15 protein-coding genes are annotated in these 20,645 nt (G+C 64.0%); 9 read left to right on the top strand and 6 right to left on the bottom strand.

Features of this window, described 5'->3' with window-relative positions:
* Window positions 1-61: 61 nt before the first annotated feature.
* The 9 genes from ACN9M3_RS30305 (at window position 62) to ACN9M3_RS30265 (ending at window position 14,080) form a co-directional block, all read left to right on the top strand.
* Complete coding sequence (locus ACN9M3_RS30305) at window positions 62-4,762, top strand: NAD-glutamate dehydrogenase domain-containing protein (RefSeq protein ID WP_426319581.1); 4,701 nt, start codon at window positions 62-64, stop codon at window positions 4,760-4,762.
* 147 nt (window positions 4,763-4,909) lie between these two features.
* On the top strand, window positions 4,910-5,899 hold the full coding sequence (locus ACN9M3_RS30300; RefSeq protein WP_426319580.1) for a succinylglutamate desuccinylase: 990 nt from the start codon (window positions 4,910-4,912) through the stop codon (window positions 5,897-5,899).
* Between the two features lie 46 nt (window positions 5,900-5,945).
* Complete coding sequence (locus ACN9M3_RS30295; RefSeq protein WP_426319579.1) at window positions 5,946-6,458, top strand: DUF1993 domain-containing protein; 513 nt, start codon at window positions 5,946-5,948, stop codon at window positions 6,456-6,458.
* A gap of 215 nt (window positions 6,459-6,673) precedes the next feature.
* Window positions 6,674-7,789 carry an NADH:flavin oxidoreductase/NADH oxidase gene (locus ACN9M3_RS30290; protein ID WP_426319578.1) on the top strand — a complete coding sequence of 372 codons (1,116 nt, stop codon included), beginning with the start codon at window positions 6,674-6,676 and terminating at the stop codon, window positions 7,787-7,789.
* Between the two features lie 117 nt (window positions 7,790-7,906).
* Window positions 7,907-9,382: an APC family permease gene (locus ACN9M3_RS30285; RefSeq protein ID WP_426319577.1), complete on the top strand. Its 1,476-nt coding sequence runs from the start codon at window positions 7,907-7,909 to the stop codon at window positions 9,380-9,382.
* 3 nt (window positions 9,383-9,385) lie between these two features.
* Window positions 9,386-11,335: a S9 family peptidase gene (locus ACN9M3_RS30280; RefSeq protein WP_426319576.1), complete on the top strand. Its 1,950-nt coding sequence runs from the start codon at window positions 9,386-9,388 to the stop codon at window positions 11,333-11,335.
* 7 nt (window positions 11,336-11,342) lie between these two features.
* Entirely contained in the window at window positions 11,343-12,893 is a 1,551-nt protein-coding gene (locus ACN9M3_RS30275; protein ID WP_426165892.1) for a diguanylate cyclase, read from the top strand.
* Between the two features lie 48 nt (window positions 12,894-12,941).
* Entirely contained in the window at window positions 12,942-13,760 is an 819-nt protein-coding gene (locus ACN9M3_RS30270) for a hypothetical protein (protein WP_426165890.1), read from the top strand.
* Between the two features lie 11 nt (window positions 13,761-13,771).
* Window positions 13,772-14,080, top strand: coding sequence for a hypothetical protein (locus ACN9M3_RS30265; RefSeq protein WP_426319575.1), 309 nt, complete (start codon window positions 13,772-13,774; stop codon window positions 14,078-14,080).
* Here ACN9M3_RS30265 and ACN9M3_RS30260 read toward each other — a convergent pair.
* From ACN9M3_RS30260 to ACN9M3_RS30235, 6 genes are read right to left on the bottom strand one after another with little or no spacing between them, the layout of a single operon-like run.
* Window positions 14,066-14,905 (bottom strand): isocitrate lyase/PEP mutase family protein, encoded by an 840-nt coding sequence (locus tag ACN9M3_RS30260; protein WP_426319574.1) that lies wholly within the window; start codon window positions 14,903-14,905, stop codon window positions 14,066-14,068. The genes ACN9M3_RS30265 and ACN9M3_RS30260 overlap by 15 nt on opposite strands.
* Before the next feature lie 7 nt (window positions 14,906-14,912).
* Window positions 14,913-15,197, bottom strand: coding sequence for a YkgJ family cysteine cluster protein (locus ACN9M3_RS30255; RefSeq protein WP_426319573.1), 285 nt, complete (start codon window positions 15,195-15,197; stop codon window positions 14,913-14,915).
* 8 nt (window positions 15,198-15,205) lie between these two features.
* Window positions 15,206-17,362 carry an FUSC family membrane protein gene (locus ACN9M3_RS30250; RefSeq protein WP_426165882.1) on the bottom strand — a complete coding sequence of 719 codons (2,157 nt, stop codon included), beginning with the start codon at window positions 17,360-17,362 and terminating at the stop codon, window positions 15,206-15,208.
* Window positions 17,363-17,372: 10 nt separating this feature from the next.
* Complete coding sequence (locus ACN9M3_RS30245; RefSeq protein WP_426165880.1) at window positions 17,373-19,082, bottom strand: M14 family zinc carboxypeptidase; 1,710 nt, start codon at window positions 19,080-19,082, stop codon at window positions 17,373-17,375.
* Between the two features lie 37 nt (window positions 19,083-19,119).
* Window positions 19,120-19,683, bottom strand: coding sequence for an NADPH-dependent FMN reductase (locus ACN9M3_RS30240; RefSeq protein ID WP_426165878.1), 564 nt, complete (start codon window positions 19,681-19,683; stop codon window positions 19,120-19,122).
* A gap of 33 nt (window positions 19,684-19,716) precedes the next feature.
* The gene (locus ACN9M3_RS30235) at window positions 19,717-20,616 is read right to left on the bottom strand and encodes a LysR family transcriptional regulator (RefSeq protein ID WP_426165876.1); all 900 of its coding nucleotides are present in this window, start codon (window positions 20,614-20,616) and stop codon (window positions 19,717-19,719) included.
* Window positions 20,617-20,645: the final 29 nt, after the last annotated feature.

Raw genomic sequence — 20,645 nt, 5'->3', positions numbered from 1 at the left:
AACGGCTTGCGAGCTACCGGTTTTAAGAAAGAAGATACCCACAACGTATTTGGAGAAGCAGATGAAACAAATGCCACAAGAGTTGCGCAAGCAAACGCTCGAACTGGTCAAGGCCAGCGGCCCGATCGCCCAACTGATCGAAGCCTGGCTCGGCTCCCTGGACGATGAAGACCTGGCCGACCTGTCCCCCGGCAGCCTGGCCCCGGTCCTTGTGGAAGGTTTCACCCAGCTTGCCAAGCGCACCGCTTCCGGCTGCCAGATCGCCAAGCTCCAATACGAAGAAGCGCGCGGCGGCCACGCCACCGCGCTCCTGATCGTCAACGACGACATGCCATACCTGGTCGACTCCATCGTGATCGCCATGCGCAAGCTGCGCGTCGGCTCCAACGGCGTGCTGAACGCCGTGCTGCCGGTGCGCCGCAGCGCCGACGGCAGCGTGGAAGCCGTCGGCCAGAAAGGCGACAAGCTCGAATCGATGGTCCTGTGCCTGCTGTCCGAAAAGCTGGAAGACGGCGCACTGAAAGAACTGACCGACCGCATCGAGATGGTGGCGCGCGACGCCGCCGTCGTGAAGCGCGACCTGGCTGCAATGAAGGACCGCCTCACCGCCGTCTCTACCGACTCGGCCGGCCACGGCGAAGAAGGCCAGGAGGTCGCAGCTTTCCTGCAGTGGGCGCGCGACGAAGGCTTCGAAGTGCACGGCTATGCCTACTACCAGGTCAAGCCGGGCGCACGCGAACTGGAACGCGACATCCCTAGCCGCATCGGCGTTCTGCAGGACACCGCGCACCCGATCTACGGCACCTGCCTGGCCAATATCCCCGGCGACTTCGACACACTGTCCAAGCGCGCCCACACCCTGTCGATCGTGAAGGCCGACGTGGGCGGCACGCTGCACCGCGACCAGTCGCTGGACTTCATCGGCGTGCGCCACACCGACGGCAAGGGCGCCATCCTGGGCGAGCATTGCTTCGTCGGCCTGTTCACCCGCGCCGCCAACCTGACCCCGCTGGCCCGCCTGCCATTCGCGCGCGGCCGCATCGCGCAAGTGCTGAAGATCGCCGGCGTGCGCGAAACCGGTTTCCGCGCCGAGAAATTCATCGAGATCCTGGAATCGCTGCCGCGCACCGAAGCGCTGGAAGCGGAACCGGAATGGCTGGCCGAAGTCTGCGGCGCCGTGGTGTCGCTGTACAAGCAGCCGCGCGCCAAGGTATTCGCCCGCCGCGACGTGTACGCCCGCCACCTGAACGTGCTGGTCTACCTGCCGCGCGAACGCTACTCCGCTTCCGTGGCGCATGCGCTGGCGCGCGCCCTGCAGGAAAGCTCCGGCGCCACCCACGTCAGCTCGCAAACCCTGGTGTCGGACGGTCCGCTGGCCCGCCTCTACCTGATCGCCCACGCTGCGCGCTATCCGCTGGACCTGGAAAGCGATATCCAGCGTCCGCTGCTGACGGTGCTGGACGGCTGGCATGACCAGTTCTCCGAACTGGCCGACAAGGTCGGCGAAGAACCGCTGCGCAACAGCCTGCGCAAGCTGTGCTCCACCCTGCCGGTCGACTACGTGGCTGCAACCCCGCCGGCCGTTGCCTTCCACGACCTGGACAAGATCCTGCGCAATGGCGTGGACGAGCGCGTCGCCGTGCGCGTCGAACTGCCATCCGAAAGCAACGCCGCCACCACTATCCGCCTGTACTCGGTGGACGGCGTACCGGCCCTGTCCTCGATCCTGCCAGCGCTGCACAACGCCGGCGTGGCGATCGAGCGTGAATCGGCGCATACCATCCGCACCGCGGACGGCAAGAAGCACTACGTGACCAGCCTGGCTGTCGATGCGCAAAGCGCGCTCGAACTGTCCCGCCCTGGCGTGGTGCAGGTGGCGGAAGACCTGTTCAACGCCCTGTTCAACAACGAAGCCGAAGACGGCCGCCTGAATGGCCTGGTTGTCGAAGGCGGTCTGCGCCTGCGCGAAGTGCAGCTGGTGCGCGCTTACATGAGCTACTGGCGCCAGGCCGGCACCCAGTTCACCGTGCGCTACATGGCGGAGATCCTGCGCCGCCATCCAGCGCTGGTGAAGGAGCTGGTCGACGCATGGAAAGAGCGCTTCGATCCGGCCCTGCCGGAAGCGACCCGCACCGCAGCCAAGGACAAGCTGCTGGCCATCAAGGGCCGCTTGTCCTCGATCAACCACGCCGACTCCGAAGTGATTTTCGCGGCCATGATCGACCTGATGCTGGCAACCCTGCGCACCAACTATTTCCAGAATGCTGGACAGGGCGACAAGATCATCTTCAAGTTCGACACCAGCAGCCTGCACCTGGTGCCGGAACCGCGTCCGTTCCGCGAGATCTATGTGTTCTCGCGCCGCTTCGAAGGCGTGCACCTGCGCGGCGGCCCGGTGGCGCGCGGCGGCCTGCGCTGGTCTGACCGCATGGAAGATTACCGCACCGAGGTGCTGGGCCTGGTGAAGGCGCAGATGGTGAAGAACGCCGTGATCGTTCCTGCCGGCGCCAAGGGCGGCTTCGTCTGCAAGCAGATGCCGAAAGACGCGCCGCGCGACGTGGTGGCAGCGGAAGGCGAAGCAGTCTACCGCCTGTTCATCGCCAGCCTGCTGGAAATGACCGACAACCGCGTGCTGGGCAAGATCGTTCCACCTGAAGACACGGTCCGCTACGACAACGACGACCCATACCTGGTGGTGGCTGCCGACAAGGGCACCGCGACCTTCTCCGACATCGCCAACAGCATCGCGGTGAAGCGCGGCTTCTGGCTGGGCGACGCGTTCGCGTCGGGCGGCTCCAACGGCTACGACCACAAGAAGATGGGCATCACCGCCAAGGGCGCGTTCGAGGCGGTCAAGCGTCACTTCTACGAAATGGGCCACGACATGAACACCACCCCGTTCACCGTGGTGGGCGTGGGCGACATGTCGGGCGACGTGTTCGGCAACGGCGTGCTGCTGTCGAACCAGATCAAGCTGCTGGCGGCCTTCGACCACCGCCACATCTTCCTCGACCCGAACCCGGACACCGCGAAATCCTTCGCCGAACGCCAGCGCATGTTCGCGCTGCCGCGATCCTCGTGGGAGGACTACAACAAGGACCTGATCTCGAAGGGCGGCGGCGTGTTCCCGCGTACGGCCCGTACCATCGAGCTGTCGCCTGAAGTGCGCGCCGCGCTGGACATCCAGGAAAGCTCGCTGACGCCGGAAGAACTGATGCACCGCATCCTGCTGGCCCCCGTGGACCTGTTCTACAACGGCGGCATCGGCACCTATATCAAGTCGTCGACCGAAACCCACGCGCAAGTGAAAGACCGCGCCAACGACAATATCCGCGTCAGCGGCAATGAGCTACGTTGCAAGGTCGTGGCGGAAGGCGGCAACCTGGGTGCGACCCAGGCCGGCCGTATCGAATTCGCCCTGGCCGGCGGCCGCATCTTCACCGATGCGATCGACAACTCGGCTGGCGTGGATTGCTCCGACCACGAAGTGAACTGCAAGATGTGGCTGGACGTGGAAGTCAACGCCGGCCAGACCACCGAGGCAGCCCGCAACCAGCTGCTGAACGACATGACCATGGAAGTGGAACGCCTGGTCCTGCGCGACAACACCCAGCAAACCCGCTTGCTGGTGCGCGAATTCCAGGCACAGTCGGAAGCCCATGTGCAGGACGGCTACGCCGACCTGATCGCCGACCTGGAAGAAGAGGGCGCGCTGTCGCGCGAACTGGAGCACCTGCCAAGCGTGGCCGAACTGGCGCGCCGCAAGGCCGATGGCCGCGGCCTGACCACGCCGGAACTGGCGGTAGTCATCGCCAACGTGAAGAACCGCTACAAGCGCCTGCTGTCGGCCATGCCGCTGACGGATGAGAGCTGGGCGGAGAAGGTGCTGCGTCCTTACTTCCCTGAGCAACTGGTGGCGACCCGTCCACCGCTGAACCATCCGCTGTCCAACGCCATCCTGGCGACCGTGCTGGCGAATGAAGTGGTGAACCGTTGCGGCCCATTGATGATCCGCGATCTGGCCGCTGCCAACAACTGCAGCGAGCAGGACGTGATCCTGGCGTGGGGCCAGGCATGGTCAGCGCTGGACCTGGCGCCCGTCTTCGATACGCTGGATGCCGATGCGCTGAATGTGCCGCGCAATGTGGCGATGCGCGTCGATGCGCGCACCCGCGCCATGCTGAAGGCGGTGATGGAAGGCGTGCTGGGCGTACCGAAAGACCAGTTGCGCGGCGCCGGCATCGCCGAACTGACCAAGCTGTTCGCCGATCCTGCCACCGTGCGCAAGATGGCGGCCGACGTGCAGTCTGAAGCGGCAACCCACGGCGGCCTGCGCGCTGAATTCGTGCAGGCGTGGAATGCGGTCGATGCGCTGGAAGGCGTGGCGGCGTTCGTGTTCGCCGCGCTGTCGGTCAAGCGTCCGGCGGGCATGGACCTGCCGGGCTTCCTGGCGGTTGGCATGGCGCTGCGTTCGCAGGCCGGTATCGATACGCTGGAGCGCGGGCTGAAACTGCCGGCTGTGTCGAAGTCGCAGGAACACCTGCGCAGCTACGCGCAGCAGGCCTTGCGCCGTACGCAGCAGAAATTGCTGTCGCAGGTGCTGGCTCGTGCGACCAACGGGCATGACGCGGTCGAAGCGGTCGAGCTGGTGACCTGCACCTTGGGCCTTTCGGGCTACGCGGCGTCGGCGGACCTGGAACAGGCAATGCTGGACGTGTGGGCGTTGTCGGAAGCGGTCAACGCGGTCGGCATGGCGGCCTGAAACCGGTAAACCGGCGGGGACTGGCCCTGGGTCCAGCCCCCGTCCCTCAATGCAAGTATGCGGCCGCCGCGTATAAGTGTCAGACCCTGCGGGTCTGACACTGGTTTACCGGTTTTAGCGGAGCAGAAAGTAAACAGCAACAAAAGAATGGCAGATAACCAAACCTTACCCCCCGCAGTCCGCGCCCTCGCTGAAGCAGACTTCAGCGCGGTTGCACGCAGTTTCGAACAGGCCGGCTTCGCGGTCGCCCAACCCGCCGACGGCATCCTCACCATCCGCAGCAAGCAGCAAGGCCGTCCAGCGATCCTGGTCTCGGTCGGCGTGCATGGCGACGAAACCGGCCCGATCGAACTGGTAGCCTACCTGCTCGACGCCCTCGCGCAAGAACCCCAAGCGCTGCAAGTCGACCTGATGCTCTGCGTCGGCAACATCGGCGCCATCCGCCAGGCCAAGCGCTTCATCGACGCTGACCTGAACCGCATGTTCCGCGCCGAACGCGGCACCCTGGCCGGCACTGCCGAAGCCGCACGTGCCGACGTCATGATCGCCGCCACCACCGAATTCTTCGAAAGCGCCGGCAAACAGCGCTGGCACCTCGACCTGCACACGGCCATCCGCCCGAGCGTCTACCCAACCTTCGCCATCGTCCCCGACCTGATTGCGGACGACGCCAAGCAGCAGCTGGTCGGCTGGCTGGGCGAAGCTGCCATCGGCGCCATCATCATGAACCCGTCGTCGGCAGGCACCTACAGCTACTACAGCGCCGAGCACCACGCCGCCGCCGGCACCACGATTGAGCTGGGCCGCATTGGCACCTTGGGCCAGAACGACCTCACGCAGTTCGAAGACGCCAAGCTGGCCCTGGACCGCCTGCTGCGCGGCAAGGCGCCGCTGCAAGCCGCCAGCGAACCGCACGTCTTCAAGGTGGCCCAGAACATCATCAAGCTGAGCGACAACTTCAAGATGGCCTTCGGCAAGGAGACGCAGAATTTCACCGCGCTGAAGAAGGGCGATGAAATTGCCCGCGACGGCGATACCGTCTACACCGTGCAGCACGACGAAGAGCTGGTGGTATTCCCCAACCCCGACGTCCGCGTCGGCCTGCGGGCCGGAATGATGGTCACGCGCGTGAATTGATGGATTGCGCTACACTTTCCGGACACTCAACGGAAAGGAGTAGCGCATGTCGCTGTCCATGTATAAAGTTTCCGCGCCCGTTTTCGTGCGCGGCCTGAACGTGATGGCAAGCCTGCTGCGCAAGGCGCAAGCCCACGCGGAGGAAACCGGCAAAGTCCCGGAAACGCTATTGTCGGCCCGGCTGGCCGACGACATGCTGCCGCTGGCCGCCCAGGTGCAGCGCGCCAGCGATACCAGCAAACTCTCCATCGAACGCCTGAGCGGCATCGCCGCACCGAAATTCCCCGACAACGAAGCCAGCTTTGAGCAGCTGCAGCAGCGCATCGCGAACACGATCGCTTACATTGAAAGCGTGGGGGAGGAGCATTTCGCAAACAGCGAAACGCGCGAGGTGGCACTGAGTTTCGGCAGCTTCAGGCCAACCTTTACTGGCGAGAGCTATCTGCTGACTTTCGCGCTGCCGAATTTCTACTTCCATGTCGTGACGCTGCACGACATCTTGCGGAACCAGGGCGTCAAGATCGGCAAGATCGATTACCTGGGGCCTTACGAAGGTTAGATGCTGACGTGCAGGGCGTAGGTTGCAGCCATGGTCAGCAGGAGCACGCTCACTGAAATCGCCTTCATCGGATTGAAGCGGGTCGAAACGGTCGGGATTTTTCGGTACATGGCAGGCTCCTTCTCAGTAGCGGTTTTGCATGCTTCGCAGCTTATCAATGCATGCCGCGCCGAGCTAGGCGCAAGCCTGTATCAATAGTAAGCACTTGTAACTTTATGAGCCATCTGTTTTCCCCTTATGCCCTGGGCCCGCTGGACCTGGCGAATCGCATCGCCATCGCGCCCATGTGCCAATACTCCGCCAACGACGGCCTTGCGACCGATTGGCACATGATCCACTACGGCCACCTGGCGCTGTCCGGCGCCGGCCTGCTGATCCTGGAAGCGACAGCCATCTCGCCGGAAGGCCGCATCTCGCCGGCCGACCTGGGGCTCTGGTCGGACGAGCACCAGCGCGCGCTTGCGCCCATCGTGCAGGCGATTCGCCGCCATTCGCCGATCAAACTGGCCGTGCAGCTTGCGCATGCGGGCCGCAAGGCCTCCAGTGCGCCGCCGTTCGAAGGCGGGCAGGCCCTGGCGCCGGGGCAGGGCGGCGGCTGGCAGACGGTTGCGCCTTCCGCGCTGCCGCATGCGGCTGCTGATCCTGCGCCGCTGGCACTCGATGAAGCGGGCCTGGCCAAGGTCAAGGCCGATTTCGTGAGTTCCGCGCTGCGCGTGCATGCCCTCGGCATCGAAGCGATCGAGCTGCACGGCGCCCACGGCTACCTGCTGCACCAGTTCCTGTCGCCGCTGGCCAACCAGCGCAGCGACCAGTTCGGCGGTTCGCTGGAAAACCGCATGCGCTTCCCGCTGGAGGTGTTCGACGCCGTGCGCGACGCCCTGCCGCGCGAAGTGGCGATCGGCATGCGCGTTTCGGCCTCGGACTGGGTCGAAGGCGGTTGGGACATCGAACAGTGCGTAGCGCTGGCGCATCAATTGAAACGGCGCGGCGCCGACTTTATCCACGTCTCCAGCGGCGGCGTTTCGCCGTTGCAGCAGATCCCCCTCGGTCCCGGCTACCAGGTTCATTTTGCGCTGCGCATCAAGGCTGAAACGGGCATGCCAACCATTGGCGTGGGCCTGATCACCGAGCCGTTGCACGCTGAAGCGATCATCGCCAACAACCAGGCCGACATGGTGGGCTTGGCGCGCGCCATGCTGTACAACCCGCGCTGGCCATGGCATGCGGCGGCGGCCCTGGGCGCCCAGGTTGCTGCACCGCCGCAGTACTGGCGCTCCCAGCCCCGGGAATTGACAAACCTGTTCGGCGAAACGCGCCTCGGGCAGCGTTAAAACACGTGGCTCCGTGGGGCGCCCGCCACGGTTGCCATTCCGGCATCAAAATCCTTTAGGTACAGCAACTGCGAGGTCTTATAATCGTGGGGTTTTTTTGTCCTGAAGGATATGCCTGTGAATCAATCGCTGGTCCAGAAGCTGACCCGTACCAAGCCGGCCCCGGCGGAGTCGGATGCCGGCACGAGCCTGCACGGGGAGGGCCTTAGCCGCTCCATCGGGCTGTTTTCGCTGACGATGATTGGCGTCGGCGCCACGATCGGCACCGGTATTTTCTTCACCATGGTCGAAGCGGTGCCGAAAGCTGGCCCCTCCGTCGTGCTGTCCTTCCTGCTGGCCGCGCTGACCGCAGGCCTGACCGCCCTGTGCTACGCCGAGCTGTCCTTCCGCGTGCCTGCAGCCGGTTCCGCCTACTCATTCGCCTACCGCACGCTGGGCGAGTTCATGGCCTTCATCGTCGCCTTTTGCCTATTGCTCGAATACGGGCTTGCCGCCAGTGCAACGGCGATTGGCTGGTCCGACTACCTGAACAATTTCCTGGTCAACGCCTTCCATTGGCAGATCCCGGAAAACCTGCGCTCGCCGATGATCGTCTCGACCCCGAACGGAACGGTGTGGCATATGGATCACTTCAACCTGCCGCCAGTGATCCTGGTGGCGCTGTGCTGCTTCCTGCTGGTGCGCGGCGCCAAGGAATCGGCTACCGCCAACGCCATCATGGTGATGATCAAGCTGGCGATCCTGATCTTCTTCTGTGCCGTCGCCTTTACCGGCTTCGACACCAATAACTTCACGCCATTCCTGAAGCCGACGCCAGGCGAATGGCTGCCGGGCGCCAGCGGCATTGCCGCCGCAGCAGGAACCGTGTTCTTCTCCTTTATCGGCCTGGATACCATCGCAACCGCCGGCGAGGAAGTGCGCAACCCGAAGCGCAACGTCCCGATCGGCATCATTGCCGCGCTGCTGCTGGTGACCGTGTTCTACATGCTGGTCGCCATGGCCGCCATGGGCGCGCAGCCGGCCCATATGTTCGAAGGCCAGGCCGCCGGCCTGTCCGTGATCCTGCAGAACGTGACCGGCAAGGCCTGGCCTGCGCTGATCCTGTCGGCCGGCGCCGTGATCTCGGTCTTCTCCGTGACCCTGGTAACGATCTACGGCCAGACCCGTATCCTGTATGCGATCGCCAAGGATGGCCTGGTGCCAAAGGCATTCCAAAGCGTGAATCCAAAGTCCCATTCGCCTGTTGCCAATACGCTGATCGTCAGCGTGGTGGTTGGCATTGTCGCCGGCCTCGTCGATTCCACCTTCCTGTGGGACATGGTATCGATGGGCACCCTGACTGCCTTTATCGTGGTATCGATTGCGGTGCCGGTGCTGCGTTCGCAGGAGCGCGCAGCTGGCACATACAAGAAGGGCGGTTTCCGCGTTCCTTTCGGCCCGTATTTCGTGCCGGGCCTGAGCATCGTCGCCTGCGGCTACCTGATGATCAACCTGTCGCACGCCACCAAGATGATTTTCACTATCTGGATGGTCGTTGCGGTGCTAACCTACTTCATCTACGGAATCCGGAACTCCAGGCTTAACAAGGTATAAACAATGCAGGTCAAAGCAATCGCCCACACAGCATTCCTGGCTACGGCCATAATCTCTGGGGCGGTTGCCCAGGCGGGGTCTCCGGGCTCCGCCATCCGCGACTACCGCTCGGTTGCGATTTCCCCAGCCGGCGACCGCGTCGTGTCGCTGGAATCCATCGACACCGGCAATGGCAAGCGCCCGCACCCCACCGTGGTCGTTCGCAATGCCGCGACCGGCGCCATCGCCGCCGAATTCGATCCTTGCTCCACATGCAGTTATGACAAGCCGTCCTGGTCGCCGGACGGCAAGGCGCTGGCCTTTGTCGCCAGCGACAAGCGCGCTTCTTCGGCGTGGCTGTACATCGCAACCGGCGGCAAGGCGCGAGCACTGGCCACCGTGCAAGGTGTCGCCAGTACCGCGCGCTGGTCTCCGGACGGACGTACGCTATCGCTGCTGGCCACCATCGGCGCGAAAAAGGAAACCGGCGCGACGGCTGCCGGCGCGCGCCTGGTAGGAGAGATCGGCGCAGAGGAAGATGCGCAGCGCATCGCCACCATTCCGGCCGCTGGCGGCACGCTCAAGCTGGTGTCGCCTGCCGATACCTTCATCTACGAATACGACTGGACGCCGGACGGCAAGGGTTTCATTGCCAGCAGCGCCAAAGGCAATGGAGACAACAACTGGTGGATGGCCAAGCTTTCCCAAATTGATGCCGCCAGCGGCGCACTGCGCATCGTGGCCAGCCCTGCCACGCAACTGAACATGCCGCGGGTCTCGCCCGATGGCCGCACCGTGGCCTTCATTGGCGGCTTGATGAGCGACTTCGGCTCTGTGGGCGGCGACGTCTACACGGTGCCGCTGGCGGGCGGCGAGCCGGTCAACCTGACGCCTGGCTTCAAAGGCACCTTCAATACGCTCGCATGGCGCGGCAAGGACTTGCTGGCCAATGCCCTGATGGGCGAGAAGTCGACCGTGCTGTCCCTGGATCCGCAGGGCCATAGCACGATCCTGCGCTCCGTCGCCGCGTCGACCGGCGCAGGCGACGGACGCATGTCGTTCAGCGACGACGGCAGCAAGGCCGCCGCACTGCAGGAAGACTTCGAGCACGCACCCGCCATCGTGGCCGGCCCGGTTGGCGCCATGCGCGCGATCACCGACGACAATGCCCACCTGGCACCGCAAGTCGCGGTACAGAATATCAGTTGGAAGAGCGAAGGCTTTAACGTACAGGGCTGGCTGATCGGTCCCCGCACCCTGGTGCCGGGAAAGAAATATCCAATGATCGTGCAGGTGCACGGCGGTCCTGCTGCCGCGGCATCGCCGCGCTACATATCGCCGGGCGAGCAGGGCAACCCGCTGCTGCGCGAACTGGTGGAAAAGGGCTATTTCGTCTTCCTGCCCAATCCGCGCGGCAGCTTCGGGCAGAGCCAGGACTTCGCCCGCGCCAATCGCCGCGACTTTGGCGGCGGCGACCTGCGCGACATCCTGGCCGGCATCGACGCCGCGGCGGATGCGGCACCGGTCGATGCCAATCGCTTGGGGCTCATGGGCCACTCCTACGGCGGCTTCATGACCATGTGGGGAGTGACGCATTCGCAGCGTTTCAAGGCCGCCGTTGCCGGCGCCGGCATCGCGAACTGGATCTCCTACTACGGCCAGAACGGCATCGACCAGTGGATGATTCCATTCTTCGGAGCTTCCGCTTACGACGACCCGGCGATCTACCGCCAATTGTCGCCGATCGAGTCGATCAAGGTGGCGCGCACCCCAACGCTGGTGTACGTCGGAGAACGCGATGTCGAATGTCCGCCCGTGCAGTCGATGGAGTTCTGGCACGGCCTGAAGGCGATGGGCGTGCCGACCTCGCTGGTGATCTACGAGGGCGAAGGCCACAGCATCCGCGAGCCGGAGCACCAGCAGGACCTGCGCAAGCGCACCATCGAATGGTTTGGACGTTACCTGGGCGAGTAAGCGAGCGATGCGATTGCGGTACAAGATGATGACGGCCCTGCTGGCGACAGGGCTTGGTTCTGTGGCCCTGGTGGGCGCGGTCGCCTACGTCAGCGTAAACTACAAGGTCGACTCGCTGCGCCGGCAGCAGGCGGCAGAGCATTTCCATACCTACATGACGGCCTACCTGGCCGAGTATGGCGACTGGCAGACCGCCATCGCAACGGAATCCTTCGACCGCTTCGTGCGGCGCCAGGAAGGCGAGCGGCGTGGCGGCGCCGAGCTGCCCAGCGAAATGCTGGAGCGCATGCCGCCGCGCATCAACAACCAGGCGCGATATGCGCCGCCGCCGCAGGCCGGCATCTATGTGCCGCGCGAAGGCGGCGGACCACCGCCGGATCCGAACTTGCCTGCCGCGCGCCGCAGCAGCGGCACCCCCGCACCGGATGGAGGCTTCCCGCCGCCTGATTATCGCGGTGCGCCGCCAGATCCCACCTTGCCCGCTGTCCGGCGCCCGCCGCGCGATGGCTTTGGTCCTATGCCGGAAGCGCGAGAGCAGCACCCGCCGGGCGAGATTCCCGGTCCGCCGCCGCGCCGCGACGGACCGCCTCCGTTCCGCTTCATCCTGACCGATGCTGGCTACCGTGTGCTGCTTGGCGGCGGGCAGCTCCACTATGGCGAAGCACTGCCCGAAAACCTGCGTTCTTCGGCGCGTGCCATCGTGGTAAAGAACCAGACCGTCGCCTACATGTCCTCGGAGGGCACGCTGGCACCGACGCCGCAGGAACAGAAATACCTGGATGCCCTGTACAACTCGCTGTTGTGGGGCATTGCCGCCGCGGCAGGCCTGGCAACGCTGCTCGGCGTGCTGCTGAGCCGCGGCCTGTCGCGCAGCCTGAGCGGCCTTACCAGGGCCGCCAAGCGCATGCAGAAAGGCGAGCTGCGGCAGGAGGTGCCGGTGCAGGGCAAGGACGAAGTAGCCGCACTGGCAACTGCCTTCAACGCCATGAGCGCGCAACTGGCGCACAGCCACGAAGAGCTCAATACCTCGCACGCCACTATCCTCGAACAGGCGGAGCAGCTGCGCGAACTCAGTATCCGCGACGCCCTGACGCAACTCTATAACCGCCGTCACTTCGACGAGCAGGCCAACACCCTGTTCAACCAGGCGGTGCGGCACAAGCGCCCGCTGGCGCTGGTCATCTGCGATATCGACCACTTCAAGAAGATCAACGACACTTATTCGCATGCCACCGGCGACACTGTGCTGCGCCACGTCGGCAGCATCTTGCGCAAGCATATGCGCCTGTCGGACCTGGTTGCGCGCTACGGCGGCGAGGAGTTCGTCATGGCCTTCCCCGAAACCGGAGGACCGCAAGCTGTTGCCTTATGCGACAAGCTGCGTGCGCTGATTGAGGGCTTCCCATGGCATGAAGTACATCCGGACCTGAAGGTGACCATGAGCATGGGCGTCTACGCCGACATCGCGGCCGGCAGCGCCGAGACCATGCTGCAAAAGGCTGATGCGCTGCTTTACCGCGCAAAGGAATCGGGCCGCAACCGGGTCTGCCACGCTTGAAGCCAGGTGGTATCCTTGCCCTTTCATCAATGCATAGGACACGAACCAGTGCGTATCGTCTCAAGCTTTGTTCTCGCCGCAGCAATCAGCCAGCATGCTTTCGCAGCGCCTGATGTCGTTCCGGTCGAACTGATTAACGGACTTCCATTCATCAACGTCGCGGTCGGGGCTGCATCGACCCGTGCCATGTTCGATTCCGGCGGCAAGCTTGGCATATCGCTGCCTGCCGCGGTCATCGAGAAGGCGGGCACGGTCAAGGTCCTCGACGAAAAGAAGAAGTTCAAGGACATTCACGGTAACGTTTATGAGGTGCCGCGCCTCCTGGCTGAAAAAGTCATTGTTGGTTCGACCCTGCTCGCGCCGGTGGCCGGCCAGGTCCACACGACATGGGGAGGCGCTCCGGAAGGACCCGAAGCTGAACTGACACGGGCGCGTGAAGGCGGTTCGATCGGCCTTGAGGCATTCGCCAACTTCCCGCTGCTGTTCGATTACAAGAGGCGGACCATGTCGATCCTCGATGCCGAACAGGCGGCCCTGCTCGGGACGCCGGAGTGGCGCTCGCTTGATCTGCGATACGGCGGAGAAGGTCCGGTGGTAACCTTGGTCGCGGGCGGCAAGCAGCTCAAGTTCGTGCTGGATACCGGCGCGCAGGTCAACCTTGTCAAGCGCGGCCTGGCTTGCAACACGGCTCAGGCTTGCGAGTTGCGCGACATCAGCGGATCGCTGATGCTGGATATGAAGGTCTATCACACCAACCTCGATGGCGCACCGTTTGACGGAATCCTGGGCGCGCCCTTTTTCCGCGGTCATCGCGTTGTGTTTGATGTGAAAGGCGGGAAGTTGTACGTCGCACCGAACAAGGCTTGATTGGAAACCGAATGAAAATTGTCCATCCTGCGGCGTTGATCCTGGCGCTCGCCTTGTTGCCGTCACATGCGGCGGAGCCGGCGGCAAACTCGGCATCGATTCGCCAGGAGCATGGCGACAACGTGGCGGTCATCCGCGGCGAGACCGGAATCGCAGTCATGAACGGCGAAACGGTGGAGCTGAAGGACCGTATCGTCTACGTCAACGGGCGCTCGTTCGGCACTGTTCCCCGCGACTGCGAGATCAAAAACGTCGTGTCCGGTGAGAAGCGGACCCTGTATGTCGACGGCAAGATTCGCGAACGGCTAGCGGGCAAATAAGTCGCCGGCAGAAAAGATGCGGTTCATCTCTTTGGCCGGAATGGCCTCTTCTGCATAGCTGAAAGTGCCGGAAGACTGCACTTCGGTTGCCGCGCGCAGCAAGGCGCCATAAGCTGCGCGGGCCAGCGAACCGCCCAGGCTCACGCGGGCCACGCCAAGCTCGCGCAGTTCGTCAACAGTGAGCTGGACACCCTGGAATCCCATGATTACGTTCAGCGGCCGGTCAACTGAGGACACGATGGCACGGATATCGTCTTTCGACTGGATGCCAGGCGCGAACAGGACATCCGCGCCCGCTTCCTGGTAGGCCTGCAGGCGCTGGATCGTGTCCCTGAGGTCCGGGCGCCCGTATAGGTAGTTTTCCGCGCGTGCCGTCAGCATGAATTTGAAGCCGAGCGAGCGGGCTGCCTGTGCCGCTGCGCGAATCCTTTCGGCAGCCAGGCCGATATCGTAGAGCGGCTGGCCGGCATTGCCGCTGGCGTCCTCGATGGAGCCGCCGACCACACCGGCCCTGGCAGCTTCGATGATGGCCTGGGCTGCCGCTTCCGGTGCGTCTCCGAAGCCGTTCTGCAGGTCCGCAGAGACTGGAAGGTCGGTGGCGGCGGCCAGCTCGGCCAGGTGCGGCATCATGGCCTGCGCGTCGACACTCAGGTCGCTGCGCCCTTGGGAAAAAGCGTAGCCGGCGCCGGTGGAGGCCAGCGCCCTGAAGCCAAGATGCTGCAGCAATCGCGCCGAGCCGCAATCCCACGGGTTGGGAATGACAAAACAGGCGCCGCTCCCATGCAGTGCTTCGAACTCCTTCGATTTCTCAAGCTGGCTTTTCATGATGTCCTCATATCGGCGGAAGCCCGTGCATGGCGCGGGCCTTGTTGCACTCCTGGGTGTACTCGGCGAAGTCGCGGCAGGTGGAGGAGCGTTCGCCGTAGATGCTGCAGCCGACCGCCTTGCCCACCTCCCCCTCAAGCGCGATGCAGCGCACCGGCCTGGATTCCGTGCCGCGCATGGCGGCACGGTGAGGCGTGATGGGTACCGTCAGGTGTGCGGGAACAGCTTCGCCCCAGTAGAACGAAACCCTGAAACTGGCGCAGCATGCGCCGCAGCTTTGGCAGTGCGACATCCCACTCCTCAATCACCGTTTGCAACGTTGCGAACAATCGCTTCGCTATGAACGATGATTTTATCCGCATCTGCCTGAAGCAGGCGGATGCGTCGCTGCACCAGCGGCCAGCCGGACCAGGCGACTTCCGGCTCGGCTAGGGGCTCGCGGCGCAGCGGTGCTGCCGGAGGCGTGGCGCCGGTATGGCGCGACAGTGCCACCGTCAGCGTGCGGCATACGGAGGCATGGCTGGCGTCCAGCATGGCATTCACCGCATCGCTCGGGATGTCGCGCACGTGGCGGCGCAGGATCGCGCGCAGGGCGGCAACGTGCGCCACCAACAAGTAGTTCTGCACGATGAACAGGTTGATGTCCTCCGCCGCGCGCTGCTTGCTTTCCGGCTCGTCCAGCATGCGCACCAGGGCGGCGCTCAGGGCGGCCAGCGAATCCATCAGCCGCTTGCGCTGGATGCGGTAAATGAAGTCGTTGCGGTACTTCCCTTGCAGCAGGTCGAAGCTGGCTTCCATATAGCTCAGGTTCACCGACAGCACTTGCCTGATCAGGTGCGGCAGCGATTGGTATTCCCAGTTCGCGAGCACGAAGCTGAAGGCAGTCGCGATCGCGGCGCCGACGAAGGTGTCCACCAGGCGCTCGGAGATCAGGTTGCTGCTTGGCGCGACCAGGTACATCCACAGCAGGATCATCACCGACACTGCAATCGCCGCGTAGCGGTAGCGCAGGTAGATGAAGGTCGGGGTGGCGATGCAGGACAGCACCAGCACCGTCAGGATTGCCGCAGGGTGGTCCATGAACTTCAGCACCACGGCCGTGATGATGCAGCCGATGATGGTGCCGACGATGCGGTCCGAGCGGCGCTGCTTGGTCATGCTGAAGCTGGGCTTCAGGATGATCACAATGGTCAGCACGATCCAGTAGCTGTGTGCCTTGTACGGCAGCATCGCGCCGATCGCCAGCCCGGCGGCAATCGCCATCGATACCCGCAAGGCGAAACGGAAGATCGGCGAATCCATGCGGAAGTGCGACAGCATGAGCTGCAGTTCGTACTTCTGCTGCGACAGGAAGGGCTGCATGTCCATGTCGCGCCAGAACGGCGTGTCTTCGTAGACCTTCTGGCTCGACACGTGCAGCTCGCCGATCATGCGGATGATGGCGGTGATCTTGTTGCGCTGCGCGCGTAGCACGGTGACCGCTTCACGCCGCGGCTTGCCGGCATCCAGGTCGTCCTGCAGGCCGGCGATCTGCTGCTCGAGCGCCGCCAGTTCGGGCGTGTAGTCGACTTCCGGGTAGGAAGCGCGCTTGCGGGTCACGGCATACGCGACGGATTCGATATCGCGCGCCGCCTTGTACGCCAAGTCGTGCAGGGTGCGCAGCGCGGGGGAGTCGAGCAGGTGGGTACGCAGCGACGCATAATCGGTGTGCGTGGCGAGCACCTGCTCGTACAGGTCCAGCATGCAGACGTGGATCTGCACCACCACCGCATCCTTGCGGTTGTTGTGCGCGCGCAGGATCAGGTCGCGCGAGGCCTGCTGGCGGTCCGCCAGCAGGGCCTGGTGGCGCACCAGCTTGTTGAACTGCTCGGTGAGGTTGTAGCGCGTGTCGTAGAAGTCGGCCTTGATGTCGATATAGGCCGCCAGCTCAAACAGCGCCTCCGCCAGCACCTGCTGCTTGATGCGGTGGCGCAGCACCCAGGCAATGCCCATGGCATAGGCCAGGTAAGCCAGTGCGCCAAGCATGAACAGGCCGGCGTGCGCGAACGACTGGGCCGGCGTCAGCACATGCTCGGTCGACATGGTCATGATGAACAGCGTCGCCAGTTGCAGCGGCATCGACTTCTTGCCATACACGACCATCATGCTGGCGAAGAAGCTCACCGCCACCAGCATCGGCATCAGCAGCCAGTAATAAGGCCCGCACAGGCTGATCAGCAGGGTGACGGCGGTGCATAGCAGCACCGATGCCATCATCTCGTTGAATTTGTGGCGCAGCGGGCTTGGCATGTCCATCAACGCAGTGCACAGCGCGCCAATGCCGATCGACATCGCGGTATGCGTGTCGGTCAGCCACATGGCCAGCGCAATAACGCCCACCAGGCCGGCGCCGAAGCGCAGGCCCAGGTGGAAGTAGTGACTGTAGAAGAAGGTGCGGGGGTCTAGTGCGTAGTGCATGGTCCCCGTCTTACACAATCGACAGGACAGGGTAGCGGCGCCATTCCGGCTCGCGCTGTCGCTGGCAGTTGTGGAAGATGAAGTGCAGCACTGCGTCCTTGTCCTTCACCAGCGCCGGGTTGGCGGCTTTCCAGTTCTCGAACTTGGCTTTGGTTTCCGGTTCGGCAGCCAGGATGTCGGCGGCCAGGTCTTCAAACACGTAGTCGGAGATGTTCTCCTTGCGCTCCAGGACGGAGTTGAATAAGCCCCAGCGGAAGAAGGAATCGTGGCCTTGCGGTTCCAGGGTCTCGACGGCGTAGCGCGCGTTGTCCTGGTCCAGCGAGATGTACCAGTCGCCGGCCCTCAGCTCGAACGTGCCCTCGCGCTTTTCGACTTCCACTTCGTCGTGGAACATGTGGCCTTCGTAGGCGGTCGGGCGCGATGTCACGCTGTTGATGTGGTAGTACTGGGCCTGCACCGTGGTCGGCGCTTCGATGCGTGTCATCTGCACGCCGTTCCACTGCAGGCGCTCGACCGCTTCGCGCCATTGCTGCGGCACGACGTAGGCCTTCGGCGCCCTGATCACTGCATCGGCGGGGAAGCGGTTGAACCACTTGATGTCGCGCGCCCATGGCCTGCTGCGGTCGTAGGACAGGCGGATGTAGTCGCCCAGCCTGGACGGGCTGCGCTGCGCCTCGTAGCCCTTGAAGTGGAAGGTGCCTGGATTCTCTTCGTCCATGCGCCAGGTGACGGCCCATTCCTTTTGCTTGCGCTGCGCGGCCTTGGTGGCCGCGCGCAAGGCCTTGATCTGTTCGCCGTGCTTGACGGTGAAGTTGCGCACGGTGTCGACCAGGGCGCGCATCGACTCGTAGCGGTCGGCGTAAGGCTTCAGCATATGCGTCTCCGGCATGAAGCCGATGATGTTATGCAGGGCGGTGAAGCCGGTCGAGAAGCGTGCGGTTTCCAGGAAGTCGGCGATGCCGTCATCCGGGGTTTCCACCACAGGGTTCACGTAAGGGCAGGTCGGCCAGCCGGCGGCGGCCATGTCCTCATAGATCTGCGGCAGCATGGTGTCGCGCAGGAAGGCACCCAGTTCACCACCCAGCTTGTCGCACTGGGTGTGGATCAGGGTCATGGTGTAGCTGTAGTCGGCGCCGTTGGAAGTGTGGGTGTCGACCATCACGTCCGGATCCCAGGCGGTGATCAGCTGGTTGAAGAACTTCGCGTTCAGCGTGTCGCATTTGACGAAGTCGCGGTTCAGGTCCAGGTGGCGGCTGTTGCCGCGGAAGCCGAACATCTCCGGGCCGTCCTGGTTGGCGCGCGAGGTGTTCTGGCGATTCAGGCAGCCGTCCACGTTATAGACCGGGACGAACAGCAGCACGGTCTTGCCCAGGCTTGCCAGCAGCTCCGGCTTGAAGCACAGGTCGCGCACGGTCGCCATGCAGGAGTCGATGCCTTCCGGCTCGCCAGGATGGATGCCGTTGTTGTTGAAGAAGACCGTACGGCCTTCACGCTTGATCGTTTCGCGGTCGAAAACGCCGTCGGCGCTGACCACGCCCACATGCAGGGGGATGCCGCCGTCCGACACGGCTGCCTGTTCAAATTTCAGGATATTCGGGAAGCGGCGTGCCAGTTCTTCGTAGAAGGCGATGCACTCGGTCCAGAGGGTAGTCTGGTTCTTATTGCCTTTTTCGTAAGGCGTGAGCATTTCTTGCATGGTCTGGATCTCAGGTTTCTGCATGTGGGGGGATCAGCGATTTTACCATTTGGCCCCGGGTTTAGCCCTTGCGGCCATTAGCCTCCACCCATTTCGCGAAAGCGGCGGCCCAGCCGGCCAGCACTTCCCTGGTCTTGTCGTTATTGACCTTGCCGTCTTCGCCGAGCAGGTTTTGGCCGGTGCCAATGTAGACCTCCGGGCCGGCCATGACGGGCGCGTTCAGCGTCACCATGGACTGGCGCACCTGCATATTGGCCGCAAAACCACCCACCGCTCCGATGGAGGCGGAAATCACGCCTACCGGCTTGGCAGCCCAGATGCTCTTGCCCCATGGACGCGAGCCGACGTCGATGGCGTTCTTCAGGGCGCCGGGCGTGCCGCGGTTGTATTCCGGCGTAGCGAAGACCACGCCGTCCACATTGCGCAGTTTGTCGCGGAAGGCAGTCCAGGCGGCAGGCGGAGTGTTGGCGTCGTCCAGGTCCTGGTTGTACAGCGGCAGGTCGCCGATGTCGACGAACTCGAATTGCAGCTCGGCTGGCGCCACTTCCACCAGCGCGTTGGCGAATTTGCGGTTCAGCGAATCCTTGCGCAGGCTGCCGACGATGAGGGCGATTTTCTTGGTCATGGGTGTGGCTCCTTGTAAAACAGACAATGTACATCAAGCGGGGAAAACATGCGCGTCCTGTCGCAGGGTGTCGTACAGGAACTGGCTGAGGGCCTTGATCCGTGCCACGTTGCGCAAGTCGCGGTGGCTCAGGACCCAGAGCTGGGTGTGGAAGCGCGGGTCCGGCGGCGCCAACTGCTCCAGCGCGCGCTCGCGGTCGGCCAGCATGCACAGCAGGGGCGCCACGCCCATGCCGTTGCGCGCGGCGTCGACCATGGTCACCAGGCTGTCGGTGCGCACCGCCACTTGCGACGGCGGCACGCGCTCGGCCAGCCATTGGGCAGCCGCCAGGTGGGACAGGCTGTCGTCCGGCGCCACCCAACGGTGCGCCGCCCAGTCATCGCGTGCGATGCCCTCGCGATCGGCGCGGCGCAGGTAGGCGTGGGAGGCATACAGCGCCGTCGCCAGGGCACCCACCTTGCGTCCGACCAGGTTGGCCGGCGGCGTGTTCGACGGACGCAGCGCCATGTCGGCTTCGCGCTGGGTGAGGTTAAGGAAGCTGTTGTTGACAACCAGTTGCAGCTGCACCGCAGGGTGGGCTTCCTGGAAGCGGTGCAGGTAAGGCATCAGCAGGCCATGCGCCAGCGTGTCGGTGGTGGTCAGGCGGATGGCGCCGCGCAGTTCTTCATCCAGGCCGCCCACTTCGCGCTGGGCGCTGCCGATTTCCTCCTCGATGGGGCCAAGGCGGCCGCGCAGGGTCTCGCCGGCGCCGGTCATCACATAGCCGGACTGCAAGCGTTCGAAAAGGCGCACGCCGAGCGACTGCTCAAGGCTATCGATCCGGCGCAGCACGGTGGAATGGTTGACGCCCAGCTCACGGGCTGCGGCCGAGATGGAACCGCCGCGCGCGACGGCAGCGAAGTAGCGCAAGTCCTCCCAGTCAAGTTTCTGCATATTTGCTTAACCGTTCTGCTGTTTTAGGG

Origin of the sequence: Pseudoduganella sp. R-43 (genome assembly GCF_049913255.1) — a bacterium.
Lineage (GTDB): Bacteria > Pseudomonadota > Gammaproteobacteria > Burkholderiales > Burkholderiaceae_D > Rugamonas.
This window is presented reverse-complemented; position numbering and strand designations above follow the sequence as displayed.

Bases quoted from the DNA above. Each gene is read 5' to 3' on its own strand.
- ACN9M3_RS30265 (WP_426319575.1), top strand. From the start codon at position 13,772: ATGAAAATTGTCCATCCTGCGGCGTTGATCCTGGCGCTCGCCTTGTTG.
- ACN9M3_RS30305 (WP_426319581.1), top strand. From the start codon at position 62: ATGAAACAAATGCCACAAGAGTTGCGCAAGCAAACGCTCGAACTGGTC.
- ACN9M3_RS30250 (WP_426165882.1), bottom strand. From the start codon at position 17,362: ATGCACTACGCACTAGACCCCCGCACCTTCTTCTACAGTCACTACTTC.
- ACN9M3_RS30260 (WP_426319574.1), bottom strand. From the start codon at position 14,905: ATGAAAAGCCAGCTTGAGAAATCGAAGGAGTTCGAAGCACTGCATGGG.
- ACN9M3_RS30290 (WP_426319578.1), top strand. From the start codon at position 6,674: ATGAGCCATCTGTTTTCCCCTTATGCCCTGGGCCCGCTGGACCTGGCG.
- ACN9M3_RS30275 (WP_426165892.1), top strand. From the start codon at position 11,343: ATGCGATTGCGGTACAAGATGATGACGGCCCTGCTGGCGACAGGGCTT.
- ACN9M3_RS30300 (WP_426319580.1), top strand. From the start codon at position 4,910: ATGGCAGATAACCAAACCTTACCCCCCGCAGTCCGCGCCCTCGCTGAA.
- ACN9M3_RS30240 (WP_426165878.1), bottom strand. From the start codon at position 19,683: ATGACCAAGAAAATCGCCCTCATCGTCGGCAGCCTGCGCAAGGATTCG.
- ACN9M3_RS30295 (WP_426319579.1), top strand. From the start codon at position 5,946: ATGTCGCTGTCCATGTATAAAGTTTCCGCGCCCGTTTTCGTGCGCGGC.
- ACN9M3_RS30280 (WP_426319576.1), top strand. From the start codon at position 9,386: ATGCAGGTCAAAGCAATCGCCCACACAGCATTCCTGGCTACGGCCATA.
- ACN9M3_RS30245 (WP_426165880.1), bottom strand. From the start codon at position 19,082: ATGCAGAAACCTGAGATCCAGACCATGCAAGAAATGCTCACGCCTTAC.
- ACN9M3_RS30255 (WP_426319573.1), bottom strand. From the start codon at position 15,197: ATGTCGCACTGCCAAAGCTGCGGCGCATGCTGCGCCAGTTTCAGGGTT.
- ACN9M3_RS30235 (WP_426165876.1), bottom strand. From the start codon at position 20,616: ATGCAGAAACTTGACTGGGAGGACTTGCGCTACTTCGCTGCCGTCGCG.